General features: G+C 56.7%; 22 protein-coding genes. 7 read left to right on the top strand and 15 right to left on the bottom strand.

Annotated elements, in window-relative coordinates; translation table 11 throughout:
• Nucleotides 1-123: 123 nt before the first annotated feature.
• The 5 genes from L362_RS15045 to L362_RS15065 form a co-directional block, all read right to left on the bottom strand.
• Nucleotides 124-1,833 carry an ABC-F family ATP-binding cassette domain-containing protein gene (locus L362_RS15045; protein ID WP_023344199.1) on the bottom strand — a complete coding sequence of 570 codons (1,710 nt, stop codon included), beginning with the start codon at nucleotides 1,831-1,833 and terminating at the stop codon, nucleotides 124-126.
• 768 nt (nucleotides 1,834-2,601) lie between these two features.
• On the bottom strand, nucleotides 2,602-4,299 hold the full coding sequence (locus tag L362_RS15050) for an NAD-dependent malic enzyme (RefSeq protein ID WP_023344198.1): 1,698 nt from the start codon (nucleotides 4,297-4,299) through the stop codon (nucleotides 2,602-2,604).
• A gap of 176 nt (nucleotides 4,300-4,475) precedes the next feature.
• Nucleotides 4,476-4,613 carry a stationary-phase-induced ribosome-associated protein gene (sra, locus tag L362_RS15055; RefSeq protein ID WP_008501714.1) on the bottom strand — a complete coding sequence of 46 codons (138 nt, stop codon included), beginning with the start codon at nucleotides 4,611-4,613 and terminating at the stop codon, nucleotides 4,476-4,478.
• A gap of 95 nt (nucleotides 4,614-4,708) precedes the next feature.
• On the bottom strand, nucleotides 4,709-4,924 hold the full coding sequence (bdm, locus tag L362_RS15060; RefSeq protein WP_023344197.1) for a biofilm-dependent modulation protein: 216 nt from the start codon (nucleotides 4,922-4,924) through the stop codon (nucleotides 4,709-4,711).
• A 232-nt stretch (nucleotides 4,925-5,156) separates the two neighbouring features.
• Nucleotides 5,157-6,008 (bottom strand): Vmh family MBL fold metallo-hydrolase, encoded by an 852-nt coding sequence (locus tag L362_RS15065; RefSeq protein WP_023292348.1) that lies wholly within the window; start codon nucleotides 6,006-6,008, stop codon nucleotides 5,157-5,159.
• 110 nt (nucleotides 6,009-6,118) lie between these two features.
• Between L362_RS15065 and L362_RS15070 the strand changes: the two genes are divergently transcribed.
• Entirely contained in the window at nucleotides 6,119-6,994 is an 876-nt protein-coding gene (locus L362_RS15070) for a LysR family transcriptional regulator (RefSeq protein WP_023344196.1), read from the top strand.
• 19 nt (nucleotides 6,995-7,013) lie between these two features.
• Here L362_RS15070 and L362_RS15075 read toward each other — a convergent pair whose 3' ends face one another.
• Nucleotides 7,014-7,973, bottom strand: a complete 960-nt coding sequence (locus tag L362_RS15075; protein ID WP_023344195.1) for a hypothetical protein — start codon at nucleotides 7,971-7,973, stop codon at nucleotides 7,014-7,016.
• Between the two features lie 115 nt (nucleotides 7,974-8,088).
• Here L362_RS15075 and L362_RS15080 point away from each other — a divergent pair, with 115 nt between their 5' ends.
• Nucleotides 8,089-8,517, top strand: coding sequence for an OsmC family protein (locus L362_RS15080; protein ID WP_008501708.1), 429 nt, complete (start codon nucleotides 8,089-8,091; stop codon nucleotides 8,515-8,517).
• Between the two features lie 23 nt (nucleotides 8,518-8,540).
• Here the strand turns inward: L362_RS15080 and L362_RS15085 are convergent, their stop codons facing one another.
• Nucleotides 8,541-9,446, bottom strand: coding sequence for a LysR family transcriptional regulator (locus L362_RS15085; protein ID WP_023344194.1), 906 nt, complete (start codon nucleotides 9,444-9,446; stop codon nucleotides 8,541-8,543).
• A 116-nt stretch (nucleotides 9,447-9,562) separates the two neighbouring features.
• Between L362_RS15085 and L362_RS15090 the strand changes: the two genes are divergently transcribed.
• Nucleotides 9,563-10,312 carry an SDR family NAD(P)-dependent oxidoreductase gene (locus L362_RS15090; protein WP_008501706.1) on the top strand — a complete coding sequence of 250 codons (750 nt, stop codon included), beginning with the start codon at nucleotides 9,563-9,565 and terminating at the stop codon, nucleotides 10,310-10,312.
• Here the strand turns inward: L362_RS15090 and L362_RS15095 are convergent.
• Genes L362_RS15095 through L362_RS15125 form a run of 7 tightly spaced genes read right to left on the bottom strand, consistent with a single transcriptional unit; the run spans nucleotide 10,309 to nucleotide 17,142 of the window.
• Nucleotides 10,309-11,238: an oligopeptide/dipeptide ABC transporter ATP-binding protein gene (locus L362_RS15095; RefSeq protein WP_008501705.1), complete on the bottom strand. Its 930-nt coding sequence runs from the start codon at nucleotides 11,236-11,238 to the stop codon at nucleotides 10,309-10,311. The genes L362_RS15090 and L362_RS15095 overlap by 4 nt on opposite strands.
• Nucleotides 11,231-12,217, bottom strand: coding sequence for an ABC transporter ATP-binding protein (locus L362_RS15100; RefSeq protein ID WP_023327531.1), 987 nt, complete (start codon nucleotides 12,215-12,217; stop codon nucleotides 11,231-11,233). The genes L362_RS15095 and L362_RS15100 overlap by 8 nt, the downstream gene beginning before the upstream one ends.
• Nucleotides 12,217-13,110 carry a D,D-dipeptide ABC transporter permease gene (gene ddpC, locus L362_RS15105; RefSeq protein WP_023327530.1) on the bottom strand — a complete coding sequence of 298 codons (894 nt, stop codon included), beginning with the start codon at nucleotides 13,108-13,110 and terminating at the stop codon, nucleotides 12,217-12,219. Before ddpC ends, L362_RS15100 begins: the two co-directional genes overlap by 1 nt.
• On the bottom strand, nucleotides 13,107-14,129 hold the full coding sequence (locus L362_RS15110; RefSeq protein ID WP_008501701.1) for an ABC transporter permease: 1,023 nt from the start codon (nucleotides 14,127-14,129) through the stop codon (nucleotides 13,107-13,109). Before L362_RS15110 ends, ddpC begins: the two co-directional genes overlap by 4 nt.
• Nucleotides 14,130-14,151: 22 nt before the next feature.
• On the bottom strand, nucleotides 14,152-15,684 hold the full coding sequence (locus tag L362_RS15115; protein WP_023344193.1) for an ABC transporter substrate-binding protein: 1,533 nt from the start codon (nucleotides 15,682-15,684) through the stop codon (nucleotides 14,152-14,154).
• Between the two features lie 15 nt (nucleotides 15,685-15,699).
• On the bottom strand, nucleotides 15,700-16,275 hold the full coding sequence (gene ddpX / locus L362_RS15120) for a D-alanyl-D-alanine dipeptidase (RefSeq protein WP_023344192.1): 576 nt from the start codon (nucleotides 16,273-16,275) through the stop codon (nucleotides 15,700-15,702).
• A gap of 12 nt (nucleotides 16,276-16,287) precedes the next feature.
• A complete protein-coding gene (locus L362_RS15125) occupies nucleotides 16,288-17,142 on the bottom strand; it encodes a MurR/RpiR family transcriptional regulator (protein ID WP_008501698.1) in 855 nt (284 codons plus the stop codon).
• Between the two features lie 266 nt (nucleotides 17,143-17,408).
• Here L362_RS15125 and L362_RS15130 point away from each other — a divergent pair, with 266 nt between their 5' ends.
• Nucleotides 17,409-18,890, top strand: coding sequence for an alpha/beta hydrolase (locus tag L362_RS15130; RefSeq protein WP_023344191.1), 1,482 nt, complete (start codon nucleotides 17,409-17,411; stop codon nucleotides 18,888-18,890).
• Nucleotides 18,891-19,080: 190 nt separating this feature from the next.
• On the opposite strand, the gene L362_RS15135 is transcribed toward L362_RS15130, so the two are convergent.
• Nucleotides 19,081-20,835 carry a DUF262 domain-containing protein gene (locus L362_RS15135; RefSeq protein ID WP_023344190.1) on the bottom strand — a complete coding sequence of 585 codons (1,755 nt, stop codon included), beginning with the start codon at nucleotides 20,833-20,835 and terminating at the stop codon, nucleotides 19,081-19,083.
• A 452-nt stretch (nucleotides 20,836-21,287) separates the two neighbouring features.
• Between L362_RS15135 and L362_RS15140 the strand changes: the two genes are divergently transcribed.
• From L362_RS15140 to L362_RS15150, 3 genes are all read left to right on the top strand, one after another.
• Complete coding sequence (locus tag L362_RS15140; protein ID WP_023344189.1) at nucleotides 21,288-22,499, top strand: diguanylate phosphodiesterase; 1,212 nt, start codon at nucleotides 21,288-21,290, stop codon at nucleotides 22,497-22,499.
• An 88-nt stretch (nucleotides 22,500-22,587) separates the two neighbouring features.
• Complete coding sequence (locus tag L362_RS15145) at nucleotides 22,588-23,478, top strand: aminoimidazole riboside kinase (protein WP_008501695.1); 891 nt, start codon at nucleotides 22,588-22,590, stop codon at nucleotides 23,476-23,478.
• Nucleotides 23,479-23,650: 172 nt separating this feature from the next.
• Nucleotides 23,651-25,168: a carbohydrate porin gene (locus L362_RS15150; protein ID WP_021240175.1), complete on the top strand. Its 1,518-nt coding sequence runs from the start codon at nucleotides 23,651-23,653 to the stop codon at nucleotides 25,166-25,168.
• The last annotated feature ends 5 nt before the right edge of the window (nucleotides 25,169-25,173 follow it).

Here is a 25,173-nt window from a genome sequence, read left to right as displayed (position 1 = left end):
TAATGCAAGGCTGCGGCAACATAATGTCATCATTTGATTCGATTTCAGATTAAGAATACGGCGATCCTCTAATAATTAAGGGGGGAAAATGCTGGCCCGGCGAGGCGCTCGCCGGGCGCAGACTTACAGCTGGGCTTCTATCTCCTCAATCTCTTTACGCCATTGCGCCTGGAGCTGCGGCTTTTGATGCTTTGGCTTGCGCGCCAGATCGTCTTCCAGCAGCGTTTCCAGCGCGATCAGCCGCTCAAGCAGATCGTCATGCGGCGAGGGGTGAACCGTCGCGGCGACAGCGGGCGCAGTGGCTGTCACGAGCCCCGCGCGTTCACGCAGCCGCTCAAACACCGCTTCTGCATCGTGCCATTCGCTCAGCGTACCGTCCTCAATTAGCCAGAAACGGTTGCAGCTTTGGCTAATTAACTGACGGTCATGGCTGACCAGCAGCACGCCGCCTTCGAACTGCTGAAGGGTTTGCGCCAGCGCCTCTTTGCCTTCCATGTCCAGGTGGTTGGTGGGCTCATCCAGCATCAGCAGGCTGTAGCGGGCAAGCGTCAGGCCCACGAACAGCAGGCGCGAGCGTTCGCCGCCGCTGAGCGTGCTGACTTTCTGCCCATGGCGGGACCACGGGAACCCGGCGCTGATGAGCGCCATTTTGCGGTTCTGCGGATCCGGTGCAAAAGGCTCCAGCGCGTCGAGCAGCGTGGCGTTGTCCGGCAGCTGATGCAGCGTCTGGTCGTAGTAGCCCGGCGAGACGCGCGGATGGATTTTCAGCCCACTGTCCGCCGGTTCATCGGAAAAATGTCGCCAGATAAGCTTCATCAACGACGATTTACCGCAGCCGTTACGACCGACAATCGCCACGCGATCGCCGCTTTTCAGCCGCGCCGTTTCGATGTTAAACAGCGGCGGTAGCCCAGGCGCGGGCGGGACGCCGAGGTTTTCCATCTCCAGTAGACGGTCAGCCCGCAGCGCGTCGCCGCGCAGGGTTAACGTCCACGGGCTGCCCGCCGTGAGCGCGGTCTGGCTCTCTTTGAGCCGTTCGACCTGTTTTTCCATCTGTTTGGCTTTGCGGGCCAGGTCTTCGTTGTCGTAAACCTTACCCCAGGTCGCCAGACGTTTGGCGCTGGCGGTCACGCGGTCGATCTCCTTTTGCTCCGCCTTGTGGCGCTGCGCGTCGGTCTCATCTTTGGCTTCCAGCGCCTGACGTGCCGCCGTGCAGGGAAGGGCAAAGTAGTGCAGCGTTTTATCGCGCAGGATCCAGCTGCCGTTGGTGACGGCATCCAGCAGCTGTCTGTCATGCGAGACCAGCACAAAGCTGCCCGACCAGTTCTGTAAAAAGTGCTCCAGCCAGAGCATGGTCGGCAGGTCCAGGTGGTTGCTGGGTTCATCCAGCAGGAGCAGGTCCGGCTCGTGAATCAGCGCCCGGGCCAGCAGCAGGCGGGTGTGCTGCCCGCCGCTCAGCGTGGCGGAGTGCAGCATCATATCCTGCGGCGTAAAGCCCATGCCTGCCAGCAGCGTTTCGGCTCTCCAGCGCAGGCTGTCCCGCTCCGCTACGGGCAGCTGGGCCAGGACGGCATCCAGCATGGTGAGCGGTAAAATAGCGTCCGGGAGATGTTGCTCCACGCGCGCCATCAGGCAATGCCCGGCCAGCGCTACCGTTCCGGCAGCAGGGGAATCCGTGCCGTCCAGCACCTTCAGCAGCGTACTTTTACCGCAGCCGTTGTCGCCCAGCAGGCCAATGCGGTCGCCTTTTTTCAGCGTAAAGGAGAGTGAGTCGAAGAGCGTGCCAAACGCCGTATCAACGCGTAAAGATTGTGCAGTGAGTAAAGTGCTCATTGTTGCTTACCCAAGAGTTACAGGCATGTTTATGCCTCGTCAAACATCGCTGACGATAACTCAGTAAGCCCGAGAGAAGGGATTTCAGGGGTTGGTGTCTTCGCTCAAGCCGAAGTTATCGCAGCACGATACCGATAACGCTTGAGCGGGTGCGATCACCAAATGTATGTGAAACATTGAAAATTTCACGATACAGCATAATTGGCCTCCTTATATATTCAGTGGGTTAATGGATGAAAGGAGTGTAGCGGGGGAAAAGGGGTTTGGCTAGGGGGGGACGAATGTAATTCCCTCTCCTATGGGAGAGGGTTAGGGTGAGGGGAACATACGGCTCTGGTGGTCATTACGTTCACTTTATGTTCCTTGCTACTCTTTAGCGATGTGACCGGTGAACGTGCCAGGGTGGCTCAGTCGCCACCACCCTGGCGACCCGGGCTCCCGGCGGTAAATCGCCGCTTCGCGGTGCCCTCAGCTTATTCCTTCAGGCTATCGGGTCGGGCATGAGCCTGCATCCCTGCAGGCCACGCCCTCTCGGCGCATCCCTGCGCCTCGCCCCGGCCTTACGGAAACGCTTCGGCGATTTACAGCCGGACCAGGGCGTCGCTGTAAGTCATTCATTTTCCTGAAGCAACATTCATCGCATCCGGTAAAAATTACTGGGATTCCTGAGCCCACAGGGAGAGCCCCCGTAGGCCCGGTAAGCGAAGCGCCACCGGGCGATTGGGCCGCACCGCGTCTCCCACTGGGAGAGGGAACGGTCAAAGCGGATCAAATCGACGTACGGCGATAGCTGCGGTATTCAGGCTTCCAGAAGTTGTCGTCGATGGCCTGCTGCAGCGCGTCGGCAGAGGTTTTCACCGCCACGCCCTGCTGCTGCGCCATTTTACCCACTGCGAACGCGATAGCGCGCGACACCTTGTGAATGTCCTTCAGCTCGGGCAGAACCAGACCTTCGCCGTCGTTGACCAGCGGCGAGTGGCCCGCCAGGGTCTCGCTCGCGGACATCAGCATTTCGTCGGTGATGCGGGACGCGCCGGAGGCGATAACGCCCAAACCAATGCCCGGGAAGATATAGGAGTTGTTGCACTGGGCGATCGGATAGGTTTTATCCTTCCACACCACCGGATCGAACGGGCTGCCGGTGGCCACCAGCGCATTACCTTCGGTCCAGGCGATGATGTCCTGCGGCGTCGCCTCCACGCGGGACGTCGGGTTAGACAGCGGCATCACGATAGGGCGCTCGCAGTGCTTGTGCATCTCGCGAATAATCTCTTCGGTGAAGAGACCGGTTTGCCCGGAAACGCCGATCAGAATATCCGGCTTCACGTTGCGCACCACGTCCAGCAGGGAAAGGATTTCGTTGTCGGTATCCCAGTTTTTCAGGTTTTCGCGTTTCTGCACCAGCTTGGTCTGGAACGGCAGCAGGTTCGGCATGCCGTCGGTCAGCAGGCCGAAACGGTCCACCATAAAGACGCGGGAGCGGGCCAGCTCTTCGCTTAAGCCTTCGCGCTGCGTCTGGGCGATAATCTGCTCGGCAATACCGCAGCCCGCGGAGCCTGCGCCCAGGAAGACGATTTTCTGGTAGCTCAGCTGGCTTCCCGCCGCACGGCTGGCGGCGATGAGCGTACCCACCGTCACGGCCGCGGTGCCCTGGATATCGTCGTTAAAGGAGCAGATCTCATCGCGATAGCGGTTCAGCAGCGGCATCGCGTTTTTCTGCGCGAAGTCTTCGAACTGCAGCAGCACGTCCGGCCAGCGGTGCTTCACGGCCTGGATGAAGTCGTCGACAAACTGATAGTACTCGTCGTCGGTAATACGCGGATGGCGCCAGCCCATATAGAGCGGGTCGTTGAGCAGCTGCTGGTTGTTGGTGCCGACGTCCAGCACCACCGGCAGGGTATACGCCGGGCTGATCCCGCCGCAGGCGGTATAAAGAGAAAGTTTACCGATAGGGATCCCCATCCCGCCGATGCCCTGGTCGCCGAGGCCGAGAATACGTTCGCCGTCGGTCACCACAATTACTTTAATGTTGTGGTTAGGCACGTTCTGCAGAATATCGTCCATGTTGTGACGATTCTGATAAGAGATGAATACCCCGCGGGAGCGGCGGTAGATCTCGGAGAAACGCTCGCAGGCGGCACCCACCGTCGGGGTGTAGATCACCGGCATCATCTCTTCGAGATGGTTTTGCACCAGGCGATAGAAGAGGGTTTCGTTGGTGTCCTGAATGTTACGCAGGTAGATGTGTTTGTCGATTTCCGTTTTGAAACCCTGGTACTGGATCCACGCGCGCTCTGCCTGTTCTTCAATGGTTTCAACCACTTCGGGCAGTAAACCCAGCAGGTTAAAGCTGCTGCGCTCTTCCATGCTGAAGGCGCTGCCTTTGTTGAGCAGGGGGAATTCGAGTAAAACCGGTCCGGCGTATGGGATGTATAAGGAACGATGTTTTTTCAGTTTGTTGTCCATGTCACTCACTCTTTTTATGAAGATCCGTCCCTGACACTGCTGTTTGTCATCTTTCTGGCCTGTGCGATGGGGTGCGGTCCGGCGGTATTATAAAGGAGCTAAATATTAATTACCGCAACACATAAACAAAAACACCATCGGGATTACCGATGGTGTTCTGGATCTCAGTCTGGAACTTACTTGCCGGCGTGGCGTTTTCTGCCGGTGGCGTGAGTGACTTGGGTTTCGTGGTCGCCTTCAATCACCACTTTGCGCTGATTAGAAAGCTTGTAGTTCAGTCCCAGAATATGGCGTGCCTGACGGTTCGATTTCATATTAACTCCTCAATCCTGTTGATAGTTTTAAGGACCAGTTTGCTTACGCAAACGAAATGTAACCCCTTAGGTTGCAGATCCAGCTTAGCAGGTTTTTACAACGGTGCGTTTTGCCCGCTGACGACGTAGTTAATGGTCTGCTGGTAGATGTCACTGAGGATGTCATTATCTGTGGATTCCACCCACTTAGTGAGTTCCATCAAAATGTCATCTTCAGTCACAGCACCGTGCTCGGCGTGAAGACCCTGTGCAATCGCGTTAACGAGTTGAGGTTGTGCTGCTGCGGTATTTGCCGGGTAATAAGTAAACATGCTGCCTCCGTGTCGTTGTCTGTTTAATGGTACGGCTCGCAAAAAATTTAATTCACAAACAGAATGGCAAATATTTTCCCGGTTGTGGCTCAGATTCATCTTAGAAATAAAAATGACATAAGTGTATGCTTTTGTGTGCTTTTGAAATGCAGGGGTAAATCGACGTGGCGCTGAGAGAATATTATGACGGTGCTCCTGCTATCTCGAAAAAATAGCAGGAGCAGCGTTTAAATTACCACTTCATTTCGCCGGTATTCACCTTAGCGCTTAATTCCAGCGAGCTCTCTTCAGCCAGATTCGGATACTGTTTTTTCAGGGTGCTGATGACGCCCGCAGAATCTTTATGAACGGATAAGGCCTTTTCAAAGCGCTGGAGATAGTCACGGGTAAAATCAATCGCACCCGTCCCGGCTGGCGGGGTACCCAGATAGTGACCCGGGATCACGCGCTCGGGTTTGTGCGCCGCCATGTTCACCAGCGTTTCCTGCCACTGCTTACGGCTTTCCGCTGTCTGGGTGTCCGCCGTCCAGACGTGAATCCCCCAGGCTACGCCAGTGCCGCCGAGGATGGTCTTTGCGGACGGGATCCATACATAGGCCGCATAGCTGTCAGGCTGTTCGATGTCGATCTTCTCCCCGTCAACCATAAACGTGGTGGAGGCGAGAACCTGCGGGACGACCAGCTCCGTTGGCGCGCCGTCTTTCATCTGCGGACCCCAGAAGGCGAGCTTGGCGTCTTTGGTAGCCTTGATGTGATCAACCACGTGCTGCGTGGCCACCACTTTGGCGTTCGGGAAGGCTTTGACCAGCGGCTGCAGGCCAAAATAGAAATCCGGATCGCCGGAGGTGATCACAATCTTGTTCAGGGTCTTACCGCTTTGACGAATTTTCTCTACCAGCGCTTCGCCATCCTTCACGCTGAACTGCGCGTCAAACAGCACCGCCTCTTTCGGGCCGGAGACCAGCGTGGAGGAGACCGCGAAAATGCCTTTCTCCTGCGGGTTATAGGTATCAATGCTTAACGGCGCGGCAAAAACAGCCGGCGTGAAAAGGGTGGAAAGCAGGGCAAGGTGAGTGAATTTCATGCTGTTGTCTCTGTTGTTCAGGAATGTCTCTATTGTACGGAAATTCGCATTTGCCAGAATTCCTGAAACAAGACATGCTTAGTTTCATAAATCGAGCAGATGGAGTTGATATGGATCGCGTGATTGCCGCTCAGGTTTACAACCGAATATGCGAGCTGGGAAGTTTGAGCGCGGCGGCCCGGGCGCTGGGTATTTCCCGCCCAATGGTGAGCCGCTACCTTGAGCAGATGGAGAAATGGGCGGGCACGCGGCTGGTAAACCGCTCCACGCGCAAGCTGACGCTGACCGCGGCAGGCGAAAAGGTGCTGCAAAAAACGCGGACGCTCTCGCAGATCTCGCAGGAAATTGAAGGCCAGTCGGAAAAAGATCTCCCGTCTGGCACCCTGCGGGTGGCCTGCGCGCACTTTACCGCCATGCACCTGATTGCGCCGGTCCTGCCCGGTCTGCTCTCGCGCTACCCGCAGCTGCGCATCGAACTGGACGTGAACAACCATCCGGTCAGCCTGGTGGGAGAGCGCATTGACGTCGCCGTACGCATTACCGATAACCCTGAGCCCGGCATGATTGCCCGTCGGCTGGGGGAGTGTCGCTCGGTCCTTTGCGCCTCGCCGGACTATCTGGCGCAGCACGGCACCCCCGTCAGCCCCGAAGAACTAGCCCGGCATAACTGCCTGCACTACAGCTTTTTTGCCGGGCAGTCCTGGCACTTCCTGACGCCGGAGGGCGAAAGCCTGAGCGTGGCCGTCAGCGGCAACCTGAGCGCCAGCATCTCTTCGCTGCTGATGGACGCGGCGATTAAGCACTGCGGTATCGCCATGCTGCCGGAGCGTGAAGCGCGTGCCGCGCTGGAGCAGGGATGGCTGGTGCCGGTACTGGAGGCGCTGGAGCCGAAGCCGCTGGCCATCCATGGCATTTATCAGTCCCGGGAATACCAGCCTGCCGCGCTGCGGGCGTTCCTTGATGAGCTGGCCCGCTATCTGGCTTGAGCGCGGCGTTTGCCGTCGTTTACTTAGCCTTTAGCCAGGGGGAGGCCGTGCTCCAGAAAATAATATCCGCCCCGAGATAATTTTCCGCGAACCGATCAAATTCTGCTTTGGTGAAGGGCTTGCCGGTCTCAGGGTTCTTATAGGTCAGGGTCGGTTCCTGAACCGCCATGGCGATAAGCGACAGCGTCTGTTTATTTTTATGGAAGAAAGGATAGGCATTCTTCATATGCGCCTTGCGGTTGGGAACAATGTCCGGCCCACCGAGGCCGACACTGTTGGCGCTGGCATACGCAAAAAGACGCCCCATGTAGTTGTGGTCATTATCCCATTCGCACGGCCAGAAGTTCACGTATTGCACCACGTGTGATTTCTGAAAAGCCTTGCGCGCAAAGGCCAGGTTTTCCATTTCTCCCGCAAAATAGCTGTCGCAGGTAAATCCGGCGGGCGGATTTTTTTCGTCAAGATCGATGGCGGTTTCAGGCAGGTTTACGCCATATACCTCGCCATCAAAGCGTTTCGCGAGGGCGGCCAGCAGCGCCTGGTAGCGCTGGCGCACCTCGGGATCCCACTGACGCGCCACCCAGCCTGAACCGACCGGCTTGCCTTCGCCGGGGTTATCGAACTGCGGCGCAATCCCGCCTCCGTATTGCTTATCGTGCATCAGATAATCCGGCACGTAGCGCGCGTCCGCCTCAAAGAAACGGTCCTGAATCTGGATAAAAAGCTTTTTCCTGGCAGCCTTAAGACGCGCGAGATCCCGTTCAATGCGCGAGAAATCGTAGCGATCCTTCTCAGGCTCAAGCGCGCGCCAGTTGTAGACGATCTGTACGCCGCCGATATCGCTTCGCACAACGAGCGGGAACGCCGCGTCGAGCTCGCCGGAGCTGGTATAGATAAAGTTCTCGGGCGTTTTCGCCTGCAAAGGCAACGATAGAGCGAGGGTAGCGATCGCAACGGCCATCCTGATTTTTAGCGCCATAGGTTTATCCTTTTTGTCGGTACAGCAGGTGTAAGTCCCGGAATTGTCTGTGTTCCAGGGGCAGTCAGATGCGTAGTCTATACTTAACCCTTTGTAAGCCAAAAGGAGAGCAAGAATGACTATTCATAAGCACGGTTCGGCACACTGGTCTGGCGACATTAAGCGCGGTAAAGGAACGGTTTCCACCGAGAGCGGCGTTCTCAATCAACAGCCTTATGGCTTTAATACCCGTTTTGAGGGTGAAAAGGGGACCAACCCCGAAGAGCTTATCGGCGCGGCACATGCGGCCTGCTTCTCGATGGCGCTGTCGCTGATGCTCGGCGAAGCGGGCTATACCGCCGACGCCATTGATACCACCGCGGATGTCTCCCTCGATAAAACGGACGGCGGTTTTGCCATCACCAAGGTTGCCCTGAAGAGCAAGGTGACCGTTCCCGGCATCGCCCCTCAGCAGTTCGACGGTATTATTCAGAAAGCCAAAGCGGGCTGTCCGGTTTCGCAGCTACTGAAAGCCGAAATTACGCTGGACTATACGCTTAACTAAGCCTCAGCCGGGCTGGCGCCCGGCTATCCCTTCAGCGCGGCGGGAAACACCTCCGCCAGCCAGGCAATAAACACCTTCAGACGGTGCGTCAGATGGCGGTTCTGCGGGTATACCACGTGAAACGGATAGGCGGCAGGGCGCCAGTCGCTCAGGATCGCCGCCAGCGTTTCCGCCTGTAAATACGGCTTTGCCGAATACTCAAACGTCTGCACGATCCCCAATCCTGCCACGGCCGCCGCCAGGTGGGCATTACTTTCATTTATGCCGAGATAATGGGGGATATTGATTTCCATCGCCTCGCCATGCCGCCTGAAGCGAAAGGGAAACGCCCGCCCGGTGACGGGCGAGAGGTAGCTAATGAGCTTGTGGCCGTTGCACAGCTCCTGTGGATAGGCTGGAACGCCATGGTTTTTCAGGTAGCCCGGCGTCGCGCAGGTCACCATTTCGGCGTTACCAATATGGCGAGCGATAAGGGTCGAATCGTCCAGCGGGCCGCCGCGGATCACGCAGTCTACGTTACCGCTGATCAGATCCACCGGCCGGTCGGCCACGCCAAGGTCGATGCGGATATCCGGGTAGCGCCGCATAAAATCCGGCAGCAGGGGGATGAGCACGTCCCGGGCGGTGGAGCCGCCCACGTCAACCCGCAAATGCCCTTTGGGCGTCGCGCGGGAAACGCGAAACGCGGTGTCGATATCTTCGATATCTATCAAGACCCTGAGCGCTTTTTCATAGTATTCCATCCCTTCCGGCGTCGCGACCACCCGGCGAGTCGTCCGGTGCAGGAGGCGTATCTCCAGATGCGTCTCAAGCGATTTCACCAGCTTGCTCAGCGTGGCGATCGGCATGTTCAGCGAGTCCGCCGCGCGGGTAAAGCTGCCGGTTTCCACCACCCGGGTAAAGGCGCGCATCGCCATGAGCTGATCCATGAGACTCCCTCTGATTATTTCTGTATGTGAATAGTCATTTTCATTTTTGCTGGTTTTTCACTAATCCCGCAAGGGCTAAAGTTTGTCCAACGCAAACCCAACAAAAGGTAAATGACATGAACACGACTCTCTCAGGAAAAATCGCACTGGTCACCGGCGGCAGCACCGGCATCGGTCTTGCCACGGCGCAGGAGCTTGCTGCACAGGGCGCGAAGGTGTACATCACCGGACGTCGTCAGGCCGAGCTGGACGCGGCGGTGGCTGAAATTGCTTCAACGGCAGTGGGCATTCGCGCTGACGTGTCAAAACTGGCGGACCTGGACGAGGTCTATGCCCGGATAGCCAAAGAAGAAGGCCGCCTCGATATTCTGTTCGCCAATGCGGGTGGCGGCGATATGCTGCCGCTGGGCGCGATAACCGAAGAGCAGTTTGACCGGATTTTCGGCACTAACGTCCGCGGGGTGCTGTTTACGGTACAGAAGGCGCTGCCGCTGCTCTCCGCCGGATCCTCGATTATTCTGACCGGCTCGACGGTGTCCATTAAGGGGACGGCAAACTTTAGCGTCTATAGCGCCAGCAAGGCCGCCGTGCGTAACTTTGCCCGCTCCTGGGCGCTGGATTTGCAGGGCCGCGGGATCCGCGTCAACGTGGTAAGCCCGGGCCCAATCAAAACGCCTGGCCTCGGCGACCTGGTGCCGGAAGAACACCGTCAGGGGCTGTACGACGCGCTGGCCGCTCAGGTACCGCTCGGCCGTTTAGGCGCGCCGGGTGAGGTGGGTAAAGCGGTGGCGTTTCTGGCCTCCGATGCGGCCAGCTTTATTAACGCCACCGAGCTGTTCGTGGACGGCGGGATGGCGCAAATCTAACCCAGACTGCGCCAGCAGCGGACGTCACGGCCCTCGCGAGAGGGCTGTAACGGCTGAGGACGCTCGCACCCCTGCGCGGCCATCGGGCATCGGTCGCGGAAAAAACAGCCTTCGGGCAGACGGCGGTTGCCGGGAAGCTCCGTTTTGCGTAAGGCCAGCGTTTCATCCAGCGGCTCACCGGTGCGCGGAACCGAATCGAGCAGCAGGCGGGTGTAAGGATGGCGCGGCTCGCCAAGCACCTGCGCGGCGCTGCCCAGCTCCACAATCTGCCCAAGGTACATCACCGCCACGCGGTCGCTCATGTGCCGGACCACCGAGACGTTATGCGAGATCAACACGTAGGTCAGATTACGCTGCTGTTGAAGGGTCACCAGCAGGTTAAGGATCTGCGCCTGCACGGAAATATCCAGCGCGCTGGTGGGTTCATCGAGCACGATGATATCCGGATCGGACGAGAGCGCCCGGGCGATGGCGATGCGCTGGCGCTGCCCGCCGGAGAAGGCGTGCGGAAGCCGGTCGAGATATTCCGGGCGAATGCCCACCTGCAGCGCCAGGTTTTCAGCCAGCTGGCGGCGGTCGCGCTCGCTGCTGCGCTTTTGCACCCACACCGGCTCGGTGATGATTCGCCAGACCGGCAGGCGCGGGTCAAGCGAGGAGAGCGGATCCTGAAACACCATCTGCATGCCGCCCGCGTGGTGCGCCCGCTGGCAGGCGCCGGTGCTGGGCTTAAGCATGCCCATCAGCAGCTGGGCGAGCGTGCTTTTCCCACAGCCGGATTCCCCGACAATGCCAAGCGTTTCTCCCCGACGGATCTCAAGGTCGAGCCCGTTGAGCGCATGGACCCGTTCCGTCACGCGACCCAGCCAGTTTTTGCGCGCCGCAAAGTTCACGTGCACGCTATCCAGTTCCAGCAGTACATCAGACATGGGCTTTCTCCCGTTGTGGATACCAGCAGGCGGCCTGTTGGCCCTCTGCGCCAGTGGGCGCTAAGCGCGGCGTTTCGCTGCATTTCGCCCCGGCGGCAAAGCAGCGCTCGCGGAATGCGCATCCCTGTGGAAGCTGGCTGAGGTTGGGCACCGTGCCGGGGATGGCGGGAAGCGGGGCGCGCGGCTGGCCGTTTTCCGGCGCGCACTGCAGCAGACCAATAGAGTAGGGATGCACGGGCTGGTGGATCAGCGTTTGCGTGGTGCCGCTCTCGATCACGCTGCCCGCATACATTACATACACTCTGTCGCAGAGCTGTGACACCACGGCCATATCGTGGCTGATAAACAGCACCGAGGTGCCGCTGGCCCGCGCCTTGTGCTTCAGCAGGCGCAGCACCTGCAGCTGAACGGTGACGTCAAGCGCCGTGGTTGGTTCGTCGGCGACGATCAGCTCCGGCTCGCAGGAGAAGGCAAGGGCAATCATCACCCGCTGGCGCATGCCGCCGGAGAGTTCAAACGGATAGCGCGCCATGACCGCTTTCGCATCCGGGATTTGCATCTCTTCCAGCAGGGTAATCGCCTTCTGCTGCGCCTCACGCCGGGAAAGCGGTTGATGCTGGCGGATCACCTCTACCATCTGTTTGCCAATCCGCCGCGTCGGGTTGAGGGCGGTCATGGGCTCCTGAAAAATCATCGCGACCTTTGCGCCGCGCCACTGGCGAAGCTGTTTCTCGGATGCCGTCAGGACATTTTCGCCGAGTAATTTCACCTGACCATGATGAATGCGGTAGCTGCCTTCCGGCAGCAGACGCATGGCGAGCATGGCGGTCACGGATTTACCCGAACCGGATTCGCCCACCACGCCGACAATTTCACCCCTGCCGATCTCCAGCGAGACGTGGTTCAGCGCGTGGACCTCGCCGCGGAAAATCGGGAAGCTCAGATGCAGGTCTTCAATCTTGAGAACCGGGTCGGTCATCACTGTTTACCTCCTGACTTCGGATCCAGCAGATCGCGGATGCCATCCCCAAACAGGTTAAAGCCCACGGCGGTAATCAAAATCGCCGCTCCGGGAAACGCGCAGTACCACCACTGGTCCAGAACGTAGTTACGGCCGACGGCCACCATCGCGCCCCATTCGGCGGTCGGTTGCTGCGCCCCCAGGCCAATAAACCCCAGCGTGGCGGCCATCAGGATGGCGCTACCGATGTCCAGCGACGCCTGCACAATCAGCGGCGGCAGGGCGTTGCGCAGGATGTGCCAGCGGATCACATGCCAGCGGGACGCGCCAAAGGTGCGGGCGGCCTGCACGTAGGTAAACTGGCGCACCACCAGGGTTTGCCCGCGCGCCAGGCGGACGTAAAACGGAATGCGGACAATCGCAATTGCCAGCATGGCGTTAAACAGGCTTGGCCCGAGCGCGGCGGCCAGCGCCATGGTCAGCACCAGGGAAGGTATCGAGAGCATAATGTCCATCACCCGCATAATAACGGCGTCGCCGCGCCCGCCCAGCACGCCGGACAGACAGCCCAGCAGCGAACCGATGCCGCCCGCAATTACCACCACCGCCAGCCCGGCGGTAATGGACTGCTGGCTGCCCGCCAGCACGCGGCTGAACAGATCGCGGCCCACCTCGTCGGTACCAAACCAGTGCTGCGCGGACGGCGCCTGCAGGCGCGCGGTCAGATCCAGCGCGTTCGGGTCGTGCGGCACGATCCACGGTGCGGCCACCATAATGAAAAGCATCACCAGCATAATGACGCCGCCAACGATCGTGAGCGGACTTTGACGCAGCATCCAGAACAGCTTTGCCCAGTTGATGCGTTGTCTGGCGGTTTTCACCGGGACGGGCGTTTCCTGCGTTAACATCATTCGGCACCTCCGCGCCCGATTCGCGGGTCAATCCACAGGTAAAGCAGATCGACCACCAGATTAACCAGCACGTAGGCCAGCGAAACAACGACGGCAAAGCCCATCACCGCGGGGAAATCGAGCGCCTGAATGGACGTCACCACCCAGGCGCCCATGCCCGGCCAGGCAAAGACGGTTTCGGTCAGCACGGCCCCGTAAAGCAGATCCCCCAGCGCCAGCCCGAGCACGGTAATCGACGGGATCATCGCATTCGGCAGGGCGTAGCGCAGGACGATATACCAGCCGGGCAGGCCGCTGGCGCGGGCCGTGCGGATGTAGTCTTCGCTAAGCTGCTCCAGCATCGCGGAACGGACCTGACGCGCCACGATGCCGAGATGCACAAATGCCAGCGTCAGCGAGGGTAAAATCAGGTGCTGCAGCGCATTGAAAAAGACCTCGCCGTTGCCTTCCAGCAGCGCGTCCAGCAGATAAAAGCCGGTGACGTGCGTCGGCGGATCGAGCCAGTCGTCCAGCCTGCCGCCGCCCGGCAGGATTTGCAGGTGCCCGTAGAACAGCACAATGACGCCCAGCCCAAGCCAGAAGGCCGGGGTGGAGATCCCGGTCATCGCCATCAAACGCACCAGGTGATCCAGCCAGCGGTTGCGGTACACCGCCGATAAAATTCCCAGCGGCACGCCGATGACCAGCGCCAGCAGGAGGGAACAAAAGGCCAGCTCCAGCGTGGCGGGGAAAAAGGCCTTCAGGTCTTCCGCAACCGGGCGTCCGGTACGGATGGAGGTGCCTAAATCACCGTGGGCCAGGGCGTCCACGTAGCGGCCAAACTGAACGTAGAGCGGCTGATCCAGCCCCAGCTGCTGGCGAATGTTCTGCACGATGTCGTCGCTGGCGCGGTCGCCGGCCAGCAGACGGGCCGGATCGCCGGGGATCAGGTGTGAAATAATAAAAGTGATAATACAGACACCGGCCACCACCAGGAGTAACCCCCAGCAGCGCTGGCGCACGATGCTCCAGAACGTCATACACTTTCCCCCGGCGAAACGGTTACTTGCTCATGGTGGCGATGTTAAACACCTGCTCGAGCATCGGATTAAAGGTGAAGCCTTTGACCTCTTTGTTCATCGCCAGCTGGTAGTTCTTCTGGAACAGATAAACGTAGGCCGCCTCGTCGATGACCACCTTTTGCGCCTGCTGGTAATCTTTGGTGCGTTCCGCCTGGTCGGTGGTTTTCAGCGCGGCCTGCAGCAGGGAATCGACCTCTTTGTTCTCATAGAACGAACGGTTGCCCGGCAGACCTTTCTTGTCCGATTCGAACCAGTAGTTCATAAACATGTACGGGTCGGCAAAATCCGGGCTCCAGTTGCCGATGGCGATGTCGTAATCGCCTTTGCCGACGCGGTCTCGCATGGTGGCGTTGGCCAGCTTCTCCAGCTTGACGTTAATGCCGATCTTGCCGAGGCTGGCCTGAGTCGAAAGGGCGATAGGCTCCCAGTTTGGATCGTTGTCCGAGTAGAGGAAGGTCAGGCTGGCGGGCTTGTCTTTGACCTTCTCCAGGGCTGCTTTAGCTTTGGCTTCGTCGAAGCTGTACTGCATGGCCGTGGCGTCAAAGCCCCACATGCCTTCCGGGATCGGACCGCGCATCTGCTTGCCGTTGCCGCTCAGAATGCCTTTCACCATCCCCTCATAGTCCGTCGCCCAGGAGACCGCGCGGCGTAAATCCACCTGATTGAGCGGCGCTTTGCTGTTGTTGAGGTAGAGGTAGGTCACGCGCAGAGACGGGTATTCGGCGACGGCGACTTTGCCTTCCTGCTTCAGGGCCGCCAGCTGATCGACCGGCAGGGAGTCGGCAATGTCCAGATCGCCGCGGGAAAGCTGGAGACGGCGCGACGCGCTCTCACCGATAATTTTCACCGAGACGCGCTTGAAGTGCGGCTTGTCGCCCGACCAGTGCGGGTTTGGCACCAGCACCAGCTGCTGGCCTTTCTGCCAGCTTTTCAACATAAACGGCCCGGAGCCAGCGGTGTTTTGCGCCAGAAAGCCGCGCGCGTCGTCCGCGGCATTGGCCTTCAGCACCGTCGGGTTAATGATGGAGGCGCCGTCGTTCGCCAGGGTGTAGAGGAAAGGCGCGAACGGCTGGCTGAGGGTGAATTTCACCGTGTGCTCATCAACGGCCTCCACTTTCAGATCTTTCGGGAAGGCCTCAGACGGCCCCTGGCTGAGCTTCAGCAGGCGTTCAAAGGAGAGTTTGACCGCCTCGGCGGTGACCGGCGTGCCGTCGGAGAATTTGGCGTTATCCGCCAGGGTGAAGGTCCACTCTTTCTGGTCGTCGGAGGCTTTCCAGCCCGTCGACAGATCGCCTTCCACCTCGGTAGAGCCTGGCTTGTATTTGACCAGACGCTGGTAGGACGGATAGGTGACGGTCCAGTCGTTGTTATCGATGGTGATGGCCGGGTCGAGCGTTTGCGGGTCGGCGGCTTTACCGATGACCAGCATGTCTTTCGGGACGGCAGCCAGCGCCAGCGGGGCGCTCAGGGCCAGCGTGGCGGCAATGACGGTCGAGAGAAGCGATGTTTTCATGGCAGTGCTCCAGGTTCAAAGAGAGGTGTGCGTCAGGGGAAAACAGGCAAAACGGTCATCAAGCAGCGGGTAGCTGGCGGCGTTCGGCAGTTCGAAGTGCCACCATTCGCTGCCGATCCCGACAAAACCGCCGCCGAACATGATGGCGTTCAACAGCAGACGGTTGCGCTGGGCGTGCGGCGGCACAGAAGGGTGATACGGATGCGAGCGGTCATGCATTTCGTCAAAACCGGCGCCCATATCCAGCACGACGTTATGCTCGTCCATCAGCGTGACGTCGATGGCCGTGCCGCGGCTGTGGTTAGAGCCAATTGCCACGTCGACCACATATTCCGGGTTCGGGCAGGCCTCCCACAGCTGGGCCTGCGCCTGCTGCGGGCGATAGGCGTCGTAGACCACCAGCTTCAGCCCGGCCAGCGTGGCAATGCTGATGGCTTTTGCCAGCGCGGTAGCGGCATCGGTATGCAGCAGGCACAGCGTCTCCTGATAGATCGGGCGGCCTGTGATGTTGTCGGCGGTGGCGTACTTCAGATCGATATGCAGCGTGGGGAACGTCTTCGCCACATCAATCAGTTCACTCTCTACGGGCATAGCTCCGCTCCTTTAGCGTTCGAATTGACCAAACTCTTGTTGTAATTGTCGGTTTACCGCCAGGCGCGCCGGGAGCGCATCGCCCAGCGCTTCCACCACGCCCGACAGCAGCAGGTTGAACAGACAGCTCACGGGGGCAAGTGAATCCCAGAAATGACCGGTATCGGTTTTCACCTGCAGTAAATCCATCGGGTAATCCCGCGCCCACGGGCACCAGATGTCGGTGATTAAGGCCAGCGGAATGCCTTTCTCGCTCGCGACGCGGCAGTACTGGCGGGCCATCGTGGAGTAGGTGCGCGTATCGGTCAGCACGACATAAGGGTGCGCAAACCCGGAGTTAAGGGATTCCACCCAGCTGCCGGATGCACCCTCTGAATAGCTCACGCGCGGGCGGAGGTATTCAAGGTGGCTGAAGAAGGCGTTGGCGATCCCGCGCGTGGACTGGATCCCCAGCACAAAGACCGCGTCCGCGTGGGCCAGATGGTGTACCACCTGGCGGAAGGCGTCCGTTTGCGCCAGCTGATACACCTGCGTGATAGCGTCCACTTCCAGCGACAGGGCGTGCTGAAGGCGGTTGGGCAGGGGGCGCTGCTGCTGCCAGGAGTCGAGGCGCTCGTTCATGCCCCAGGGCTGATACGGATCGCGCAGGCTCTTTTTGGCATCTTCCAGGTTGCGATATCCCAGCTTGCGCAGGAAGCGTCCGACGGTGATCCCGCTGGTCCCGCTCGCCAGCCCGACGCTCTCCGCCGTTTCAAACGGGATTTGCGCGGCGTGCGCCAGCAGCCAGCTTCCGACCCGCTTTTCGCTGGGCGTGAGCTGGCTGAAGGTCGCCTCGATACGGCTTAACATCTCGGGTTTCGTCGTCATACCGCCTCGCTGTTAACAGGCTGTCAAAAGCTGAATATGTGTTACCGGGTTAACAATGCATGACGCGTGCCATGTTCACAGAAGGGCGAAAACCCGCTGCGCAGTAAACTTCATGCAATATTTGGTTAACCAATGATCAACATTTGTGCAGCGTAGTTCACTTTTGGTGCACTGTCTGACCTGGCAGGGATGAATTTGGCGAATACGTCAGCCCGTTCACATTTTTGATAAGATAGAAAGACAGTGAACATAAAAGGGATCCCGGCATGGCGAATTGGCCCTGGCGAGTCAGCGTGCGCCTGGTGGCGCTTGCAAAGAAAACAGGGATGGTCGTGGGAATCGTCCTGGTCGTCCTGCTGGCGGTGCGGGTCTATCTCTCGCAGCAGGGGCCGGAACTGCACCCGTGGCACACCTGGCGGGGAGATGAGATGTCCGTGCGCGAGCTGGATAACGCCGATTTCGCCGGGTACCTCGCCCGTGAAAAGGCGATTTTCACCGATCTGGATAACGCGGTGACGGCGAAAACAGCGGGCGAGGATCAAACTCCGTTAAACCGCTACTACCGCCAGAGCCTGGTGTGGCCCGGCCTGTTTGCCCCCGATGCCAACCGCTCCTTTGTGCTGATGCCAGCCGGGAAGCCGCGCGGCGCGGTGGTGCTTCTGCACGGCCTGACCGACTCGCCTTACAGCGTCAGGCACCTTGCCGTGAACTATCAGCAGCACGGCTTTGTGGCCGTGGTCCCGCGTCTTCCCGGACACGGCACCGCGCCCGGCGCGCTGACGGACGTGGACTGGGAAATGTGGCTGGCAGCGACGCGGCTTGCCGTGCGGGAAGCCACGCGCCTGACGGGGAATAACGTGCCGCTGCATCTGGTGGGCTACTCCAACGGCGGGGCGCTGGCGATGAAGTATGCCCTCGATGCGCTGGAAGACCCTGCGCTGCGTAAGCCTCAACAGATGATCCTGCTCTCACCGATGATCGGCGTGACGTCCTTTGCGCGGTTCGCCGGATTCGCCGGGCTACCGGCGCTGCTGCCGCCGTTTGCCAAAGCGGCCTGGCTGAATATCTCCCCGGAATATAATCCGTATAAATACAACTCGTTCCCGGTGAACGCCGCCCGCCAGTCGTGGCTGCTGACGAAGGCCCTGCAGGAGCAGATTGGCCGTGAGGCGCGGGAAAACAGGCTGGCGAATTTGCCGCCAGTGCTGGCGTTCCAGTCGGTGATGGACTCTACGGTCAGTACCCGCGCGGTGGTCAGCGGCCTGTTTGACCAGCTTCCGGCAAACGGCAGCGAGCTGGTGGTGTTTGATATCAACCAGGCGGCGAGCTTCCGCCCGCTCTTTAAACCGTCGTCCTGGACGGCCACCACGGCGCTGCTGCCGGTCGCGCAGAGGCGTTACAGTGTCACGATTATCACCAATGCCGGCGAGCACAGTTTCTCGACGGTGGCGAAAATCACGCTGGCAGGCAGTACGCAGGAGACGGTCGTGCCGCTTGCCCAGTCCTGGCCGCAGGATGTTTATTCCCTGTCGCACGTTGCGGTGCCGTTCCCGCCGGATGACGATCTCTATGGTCGTGAACCACGTGTGAAAAACCGATATGGCATCAGCCTGGGGACGATTGCGCTGTGGGGAGAGACGTCCGTGTTGAGCGTCGGGAAAGAGGCGCTTATGCGGGTCACCTCGAACCCGTTCTTCGACTACATGCAGGAGAGGATTAACAGCCGGATCGAAGAAGGGCAAAAGTAATGTTCTTTTTTAAAAGGAAGCTTTAATGGCTATAACATCAAAATTAAATATACAATATATATTATTTACTTTTTCTAATATTTGCTGTATGAAATTATTTATCAAACATTTGGATTTTATCTAGTAGGAGACTAATACCACGTTGCTCGAAAAGGTTAGGGTGCCATCATAGACACCCTTTGCTAATTATTTAAATTTTCCATATTGTCTGGTAAGCCAGTTGAGCCAACTCATCAGTTTTGTCTTTTATGTGTTGCTCTGTCCATGATGTCTCCTTTTTATAAAGATAATAAAAATGATTTGTATACCGGAAGTTGCTATCTTTGTATAAAACAATTTTTTTTGTGAATGGTAATGTATCTGCTTTTAAGTTAATGTTAGACCCTAAAGGAATAAGGTTTCCAATCATTCCAATGAAAGGCAGGTTCGATGACTGAGGTGTTATATGTTCAAGTGTAATATCTAATGGAATGACTTCATCATTACCTCTTATATGTCGCTCGATAGTGAAGTAAATATATTGAATCAATTTGCGATGAGTTGTTTTTTTCTTTGTGTATTTAATCTCCCTGAATTTTTGGATAAAAGAAGATTCAGGAGGAATTCTATTGGCTAGTTTGTTTTTTAAATCTGTTAGAACTGCTCTTGCTTCATGTTTGTTTTTTGCCTCGAGAAGTTTTCTTGCTGCAAATGAATAAGTGTTTTCGACACCAGAAGGGCGTAATGAGCCAATTGCATTAAAAAGAAAATGAAATTTTTCAACTAATTTTAGTGTACTTGCCAATTCTGAGTATCTTAATTTTTTATTGTTAAAACATTCGAATAATGATAATAGAAAAGGTCGACATATACTAACGTTAAAGATTTTTAATGCCAAGAGGCTGTAATATATCTGTTTGGCATGTTGTTCTCTCCAATCATCAAATCTAGGATCGAGTATTTTGGAGTATATTGTTACATCAGAGCTAATTTTTTCAAGGAAAGTTGCACTATCTAACTCACCTGAGATGATCTTTTGTTTAAATGACTTATAAAGAGAGCCTTCACTAACTACTACATAATGACCGCTCCACCAATGCCTTATATAGTTTGTTAATTTAAAGTTTTTATTACGTTCCGACAATTCATTAATCATTTTACTCCACCCACGTTCTGCATAATCAATAGGGTGAGTTTTCCTCATCTCACTAAATATTTTGTTTTTAATAAGATCTGCTGAGTCAAGATCCATTCCTCTTGCATTCAGAATTTCAAAGATAACATAAGCGTCATCCTCGTTATCAACTATCACCCTTATAATTTTCACTTTAGTGGTTAATTGCTTTGCGATAGCACGAATAAATTTTATTTTTGCTTGATTATCAACTTCGCTGGGTTGAATTTTAAATAACTCAGATATTATTTCCTCTGATGCGAGTCTATCATAAAAATAATTATAAGCCTGTTTCAGTAATTCATCTTCAAGATTATTTGTATTGCTCTTTTCTTTTGTGTAAAATTGAATTGCTAGTTTAAAAAAATCGCTTTCTGACTGTCTGTCAAGCTTAAAATATTTTGCAGACTCATCACTATCATCACTTTCATCGATGCTTATCCCTTCGATGTAGTTATTATAAAAACTTTCACCAATACTAGCACTATCGAGTTCTTTGAGTCGTTCACAAATAGCACAGATTAATATTGTGATAACTGTCAGGCGTTGTTGACCATCAACAATACTGAGTCTAAATCCATCTTCGTTCCCAGCCAAAACAATTGCACCTAAAAAATATTCTTGATGATCAAATTTATCGGCTTCATATTTAATGTTAGAGAGAAGATCAAACCAAAATTCTTGTAGTTGCTCTTCAACCCATGAAAATTCTCGTTGATTCCTGGAGACATAATATTGTTTTCTTAGGGAAAGTAAGTTATCAACTGATAAAGGATGTGCTTTGAATTCCATTTGTAACCTCATTGAAAGATGAAGTATGTATGTTAGGAGAATATGTTATCACCCTAGAATCATTACAGTTTTTTTAGAAACCTCTAAACCACTTATTAAGATAATAAAATGAATTCTTACCACTTTTTATGATATGAGTTTTAGTATACGCCATTAATCGAGATAAGGTTAACTTTTTGATTTATAACGATAAAAACGTATGATATTAGTGGTTCGTTCTTGGGTAACTTTTAAACTATAAAAATCGAAAAGTAAAAGGATTCATAAAAAGCCATTCTAAAAGGTTTATTCCCATCAAAGTTCAGATCTTTCTTGGTAGCGTGAACTATTAGCATTATGATTTTCGATGCTAATCTCAGACCCCAAGTATCTTGAATATGTTAGGTTGCTTTGATGAAGTATGTTAAACAGTAGCTTCAAGATACCTCTCTTTCTCATTGGAACCCCTTTTTGTGCTGACGACGCTGATCTACCGAAGCCAGTTGAATTTATCCCGCCCGTCCACCGAACTGCGGGAGCTGGTGGAGCGCGCCAGGGGCCGCAACGTAAAACTGAACATTACCGGCGTCCTCCTGGCAAAAGGGAATGACGTTCTGCAGATCCTCGAAGGGTCGGAAGAGAGTGTGGTCAAACTGTTCCATAAAATCCGCGAGGACAAGCGGCACAGCGGGGTGGTAGAACTGCTGCGGGACTATGGTCCGCGCAGACGCTTCGAAAACGTCGGTATGCTGCTGTTCGACCTGCAAACGCAGTCGCCGAAAGAGGTGCTGCAGTCGGTGCTGCGCTACAGCAAGCTGGACAGCTATCTGACCTCCGACGATCGGGTGTTCAAATTTATTCAGACCTTTATAACCGGTAAACGTCCGGCCCCGTCGGGGGCACGCTACACGGCGGACAAATGGACGCTCTCGACCGAAACGCTACCCTTTGGCGAACACCTGGGCCTGATTGCCGGACAAACCTGCCAGTTTGCGCTGCAGCCTATTGTCGAGCCCTCGGAAGGGAAGATCAGCTCCCTTGAGGCGCTTATCCGCGGCAACGACGGCGGCAGCCCGGAGCATTTCTTCAGCACCGTCAATCCGGACAACGTCTACGAAGTCGATCTCCAGACGAAAGCCTATGCCTTTGCGCTGGCGGAAAAGCTGGGCATTGGTAGCCATAAAATCGCGGTAAACCTGCTGCCCATGTCGCTGGTGAATGTCCCTGGCGCGGTGGAATTTCTGGTCGAACAGATTAAAAAACATGGCCTTCAGCCGGAGCAGGTGGTCATTGAAGTCACTGAAAACGAGATAATCTCCGGGCTCAACCAGTTTAACAGCGCCATCAAGCAGCTTCGCGGCGAGGGGATTGGCCTGGCGATCGATGATTTTGGCTCGGGCTATGCCGGGCTTTCGCTGCTGACCCGCTTCCAGCCGGACAAAATTAAAATTGACCGTGAGATTGTCAGCAACATCCACCTGAGCGGCCCAAAACAGGCGATTGTGCGCTCCATCATCAGCTGCTGCTCCGATCTTGAAATCACCCTGGTGGCCGAAGGCATCGAGAAAATTGAGGAGTGGTGCTGGCTCGAATCGGCCGGAATCCGCCGCTTTCAGGGATTCCTGTTTGCCCGGCCGCAGCTTAATGGCGTCGGCGATATCCACTGGCCGCATCTGGTGCGGTAAGCCAATTTTCCCTCCCGTTATTTCCCCTTTGCCCGGCCTGTGCTTAAATAGCTAAAACGGTTTAACATGGTTTAGCTGCGAGGATCACATGAAGAAAATCTGGGTACTTGGCGATGCGGTAGTGGATTTGCTGCCCGATGGAGAAGGTCGATTACTGCAGTGTCCCGGCGGCGCGCCGGCGAACGTCGCGGTCGGTATTGCCCGGCTGGGCGGCCAGAGCGCCTTTATCGGCAGGGTTGGCGACGATCCTTTCGGGCGCTTTATGGCGAAAACGCTCGCTGACGAGCGGGTTGACGTGACGTGGATGCGCCTTGACCCGGCGCACCGCACCTCAACGGTGGTTGTCGATCTCGACGACCACGGCGAGCGCTCGTTTACCTTCATGGTGCGCCCAAGCGCCGATCTGTTTCTCGAACCCGACGACCTGCCGACGTTCAGCGCCGGGGAGTGGCTGCACGTCTGCTCCATCGCCTTAAGCGCCGAGCCGAGCCGGACTGCGACGTTTCAGGCGATGGCCGCCATTCGTGAGGCGGGCGGTTACGTCAGCTTCGACCCCAATATTCGCCCGGACCTCTGGCCGGATGAGAACGCACTGCATGGCTGCCTGGAGCAGGCCCTGCAAAGCGCCGACGTGGTGAAACTTTCGGTAGAAGAGCTGGCCTTTTTCACCGGCAGCGCGGAGGTCAACGTTGGTCTGGAGGTGCTGATGCAGCGCTGCCCGGCGCGTCTGGTGCTGGTTACCCAGGGAAAAGCGGGCGTAACCGCGTGGCATGAAGGTACCGTAAAACACTACCCGGCAACGCCTGTGCAGTGCATTGATACGACCGGCGCGGGCGACGCCTTTGTGGCGGGGCTGCTCTACGGGCTGGCCGCCGGACAGGACCTGACGCCGGTTATCGCGCTCGCCCAGCGCTGCGGCGCGCTGGCCACCACCGCCAAAGGGGCGATGACCGCGTTGCCCTGGCAGCACGACCTGTAATTTCTCCTCTCCTGGCCGCCATCCGGCGGCCTGAATTGTCGCCTCGATCACACTTACTAAATCGGTTTAGCAAAAAAGATTGCCGAACCAAAATTCACAGGTTTAGTATCAGCAACCTAAACCGGTTTAGCAATTTAGCACGTTTAATGACTTCTTTTAGGGATGCGACAAAATGTATAAAAAACGCAGACTTGCCGTGATGATAGGCATGCTGGCCGGAAGTACCTCTGTTTTTGCCCAGACGGATATGTCCAGTATTGAAGCGCGTCTTGCCGCGATGGAGCAGCGCCTTCAGGACGCGGAAACGCGCGCGCAGGTGGCTGAGAAGCGCGCTGCGGCAGCAGAACAAAAAACGCAGCAGCTGGTTGCCGCTCAGCAGCAGGCGCAAACGACAACCCAGGAGGTGGCGCAGCGCACCACCGCGCTGGAGAAGAAGGCGGATCAGACCGGTGGGTTTGAGTTCCACGGCTATGCCCGCTCTGGCCTGCTGATGAACGATGCCGCCTCCAGCAGCAAAAGCGGCCCTTACCTGACCCCAGCCGGTGAAACCGGCGGTGCGGTAGGGCGTCTGGGTAACGAAGCCGACACCTACGTCGAGCTGAACCTGGAGCACAAGCAAACCCTGGATAACGGGGCGACCACGCGCTTTAAAGCGATGCTGGCCGACGGTCAGAGAACCTATAACGACTGGTCTGCCGATACCAGCGACCTCAATATTCGTCAGGCCTTCGCGGAGCTGGGCAACCTGCCTGATTTTACCGGCGCGCTGAAGGGCAGCACCTTCTGGGCGGGTAAACGCTTCGACCGCGACAACTTTGACATCCACTGGCTGGATTCCGACGTGGTGTTCCTGGCCGGTACCGGCGGCGGCGTTTACGACGTGAAGTGGAACGATTCGCTGCGCAGCAACTTCTCTATTTATGGCCGCAACTTCGGCAGCGTGGAGCAGACCGACAACAACGTTCAGAACTATATCCTCAGCATGAACCACTTCGCTGGCCCGTTCCAGCTGATGGTGAGCGGGCTGCGGGCGAAGGATAACGACGACCGTAAAGACACTAACGGCGATCTGATTAAAACGGATGCCGCCAATCACGGCGTTCATGCCCTGGTAGGCTTGCACAATGAGAGCTTCTACGGCCTGCGTGAAGGGACCGCCAAAACGGCGCTGCTTTATGGTCACGGGCTGGGTGCGGAGGTAAAAAGCATCGGCTCCGACGGCGCGCTGCTGTCTGAGGCGGATACCTGGCGCTTCGCAAGTTACGGTGTCACGCCAATCGGCGGTGGCTGGAGCGTTGCGCCCGCCGTTCTGGCACAGAGCAGTAAAGATCGCTACGTCAAGGGCGATAGCTATGAGTGGGTAACGCTCAATACCCGCCTGATCAAAGAGGTCACCCAGAATTTCGCGCTGGCGTTTGAGGGAAGCTACCAGTACATGGATTTAAACCCGGAGGGCTATAAGGACCGCAACGCCGTGAACGGCAGTTTCTACAAGCTGACCTTTGCGCCGACGTTAAAAGCGAGCAAAATCGGCGATTTCTTCAGCCGTCCGGAACTGCGCCTGTTTGCCACCTGGATGGACTGGAGCAGCAAACTGGATAATTACGCCAGCGATGATGCCTTTGGCAGCAGCGGCTTCAACGCTGGCGGGGAATGGAACTTTGGGGTCCAGATGGAAACCTGGTTTTAACCCAT

Source organism: Enterobacter sp. MGH 16 (assembly GCF_000493175.1).
Classification (GTDB): domain Bacteria; phylum Pseudomonadota; class Gammaproteobacteria; order Enterobacterales; family Enterobacteriaceae; genus Enterobacter; species Enterobacter roggenkampii.
This window is presented reverse-complemented; position numbering and strand designations above follow the sequence as displayed.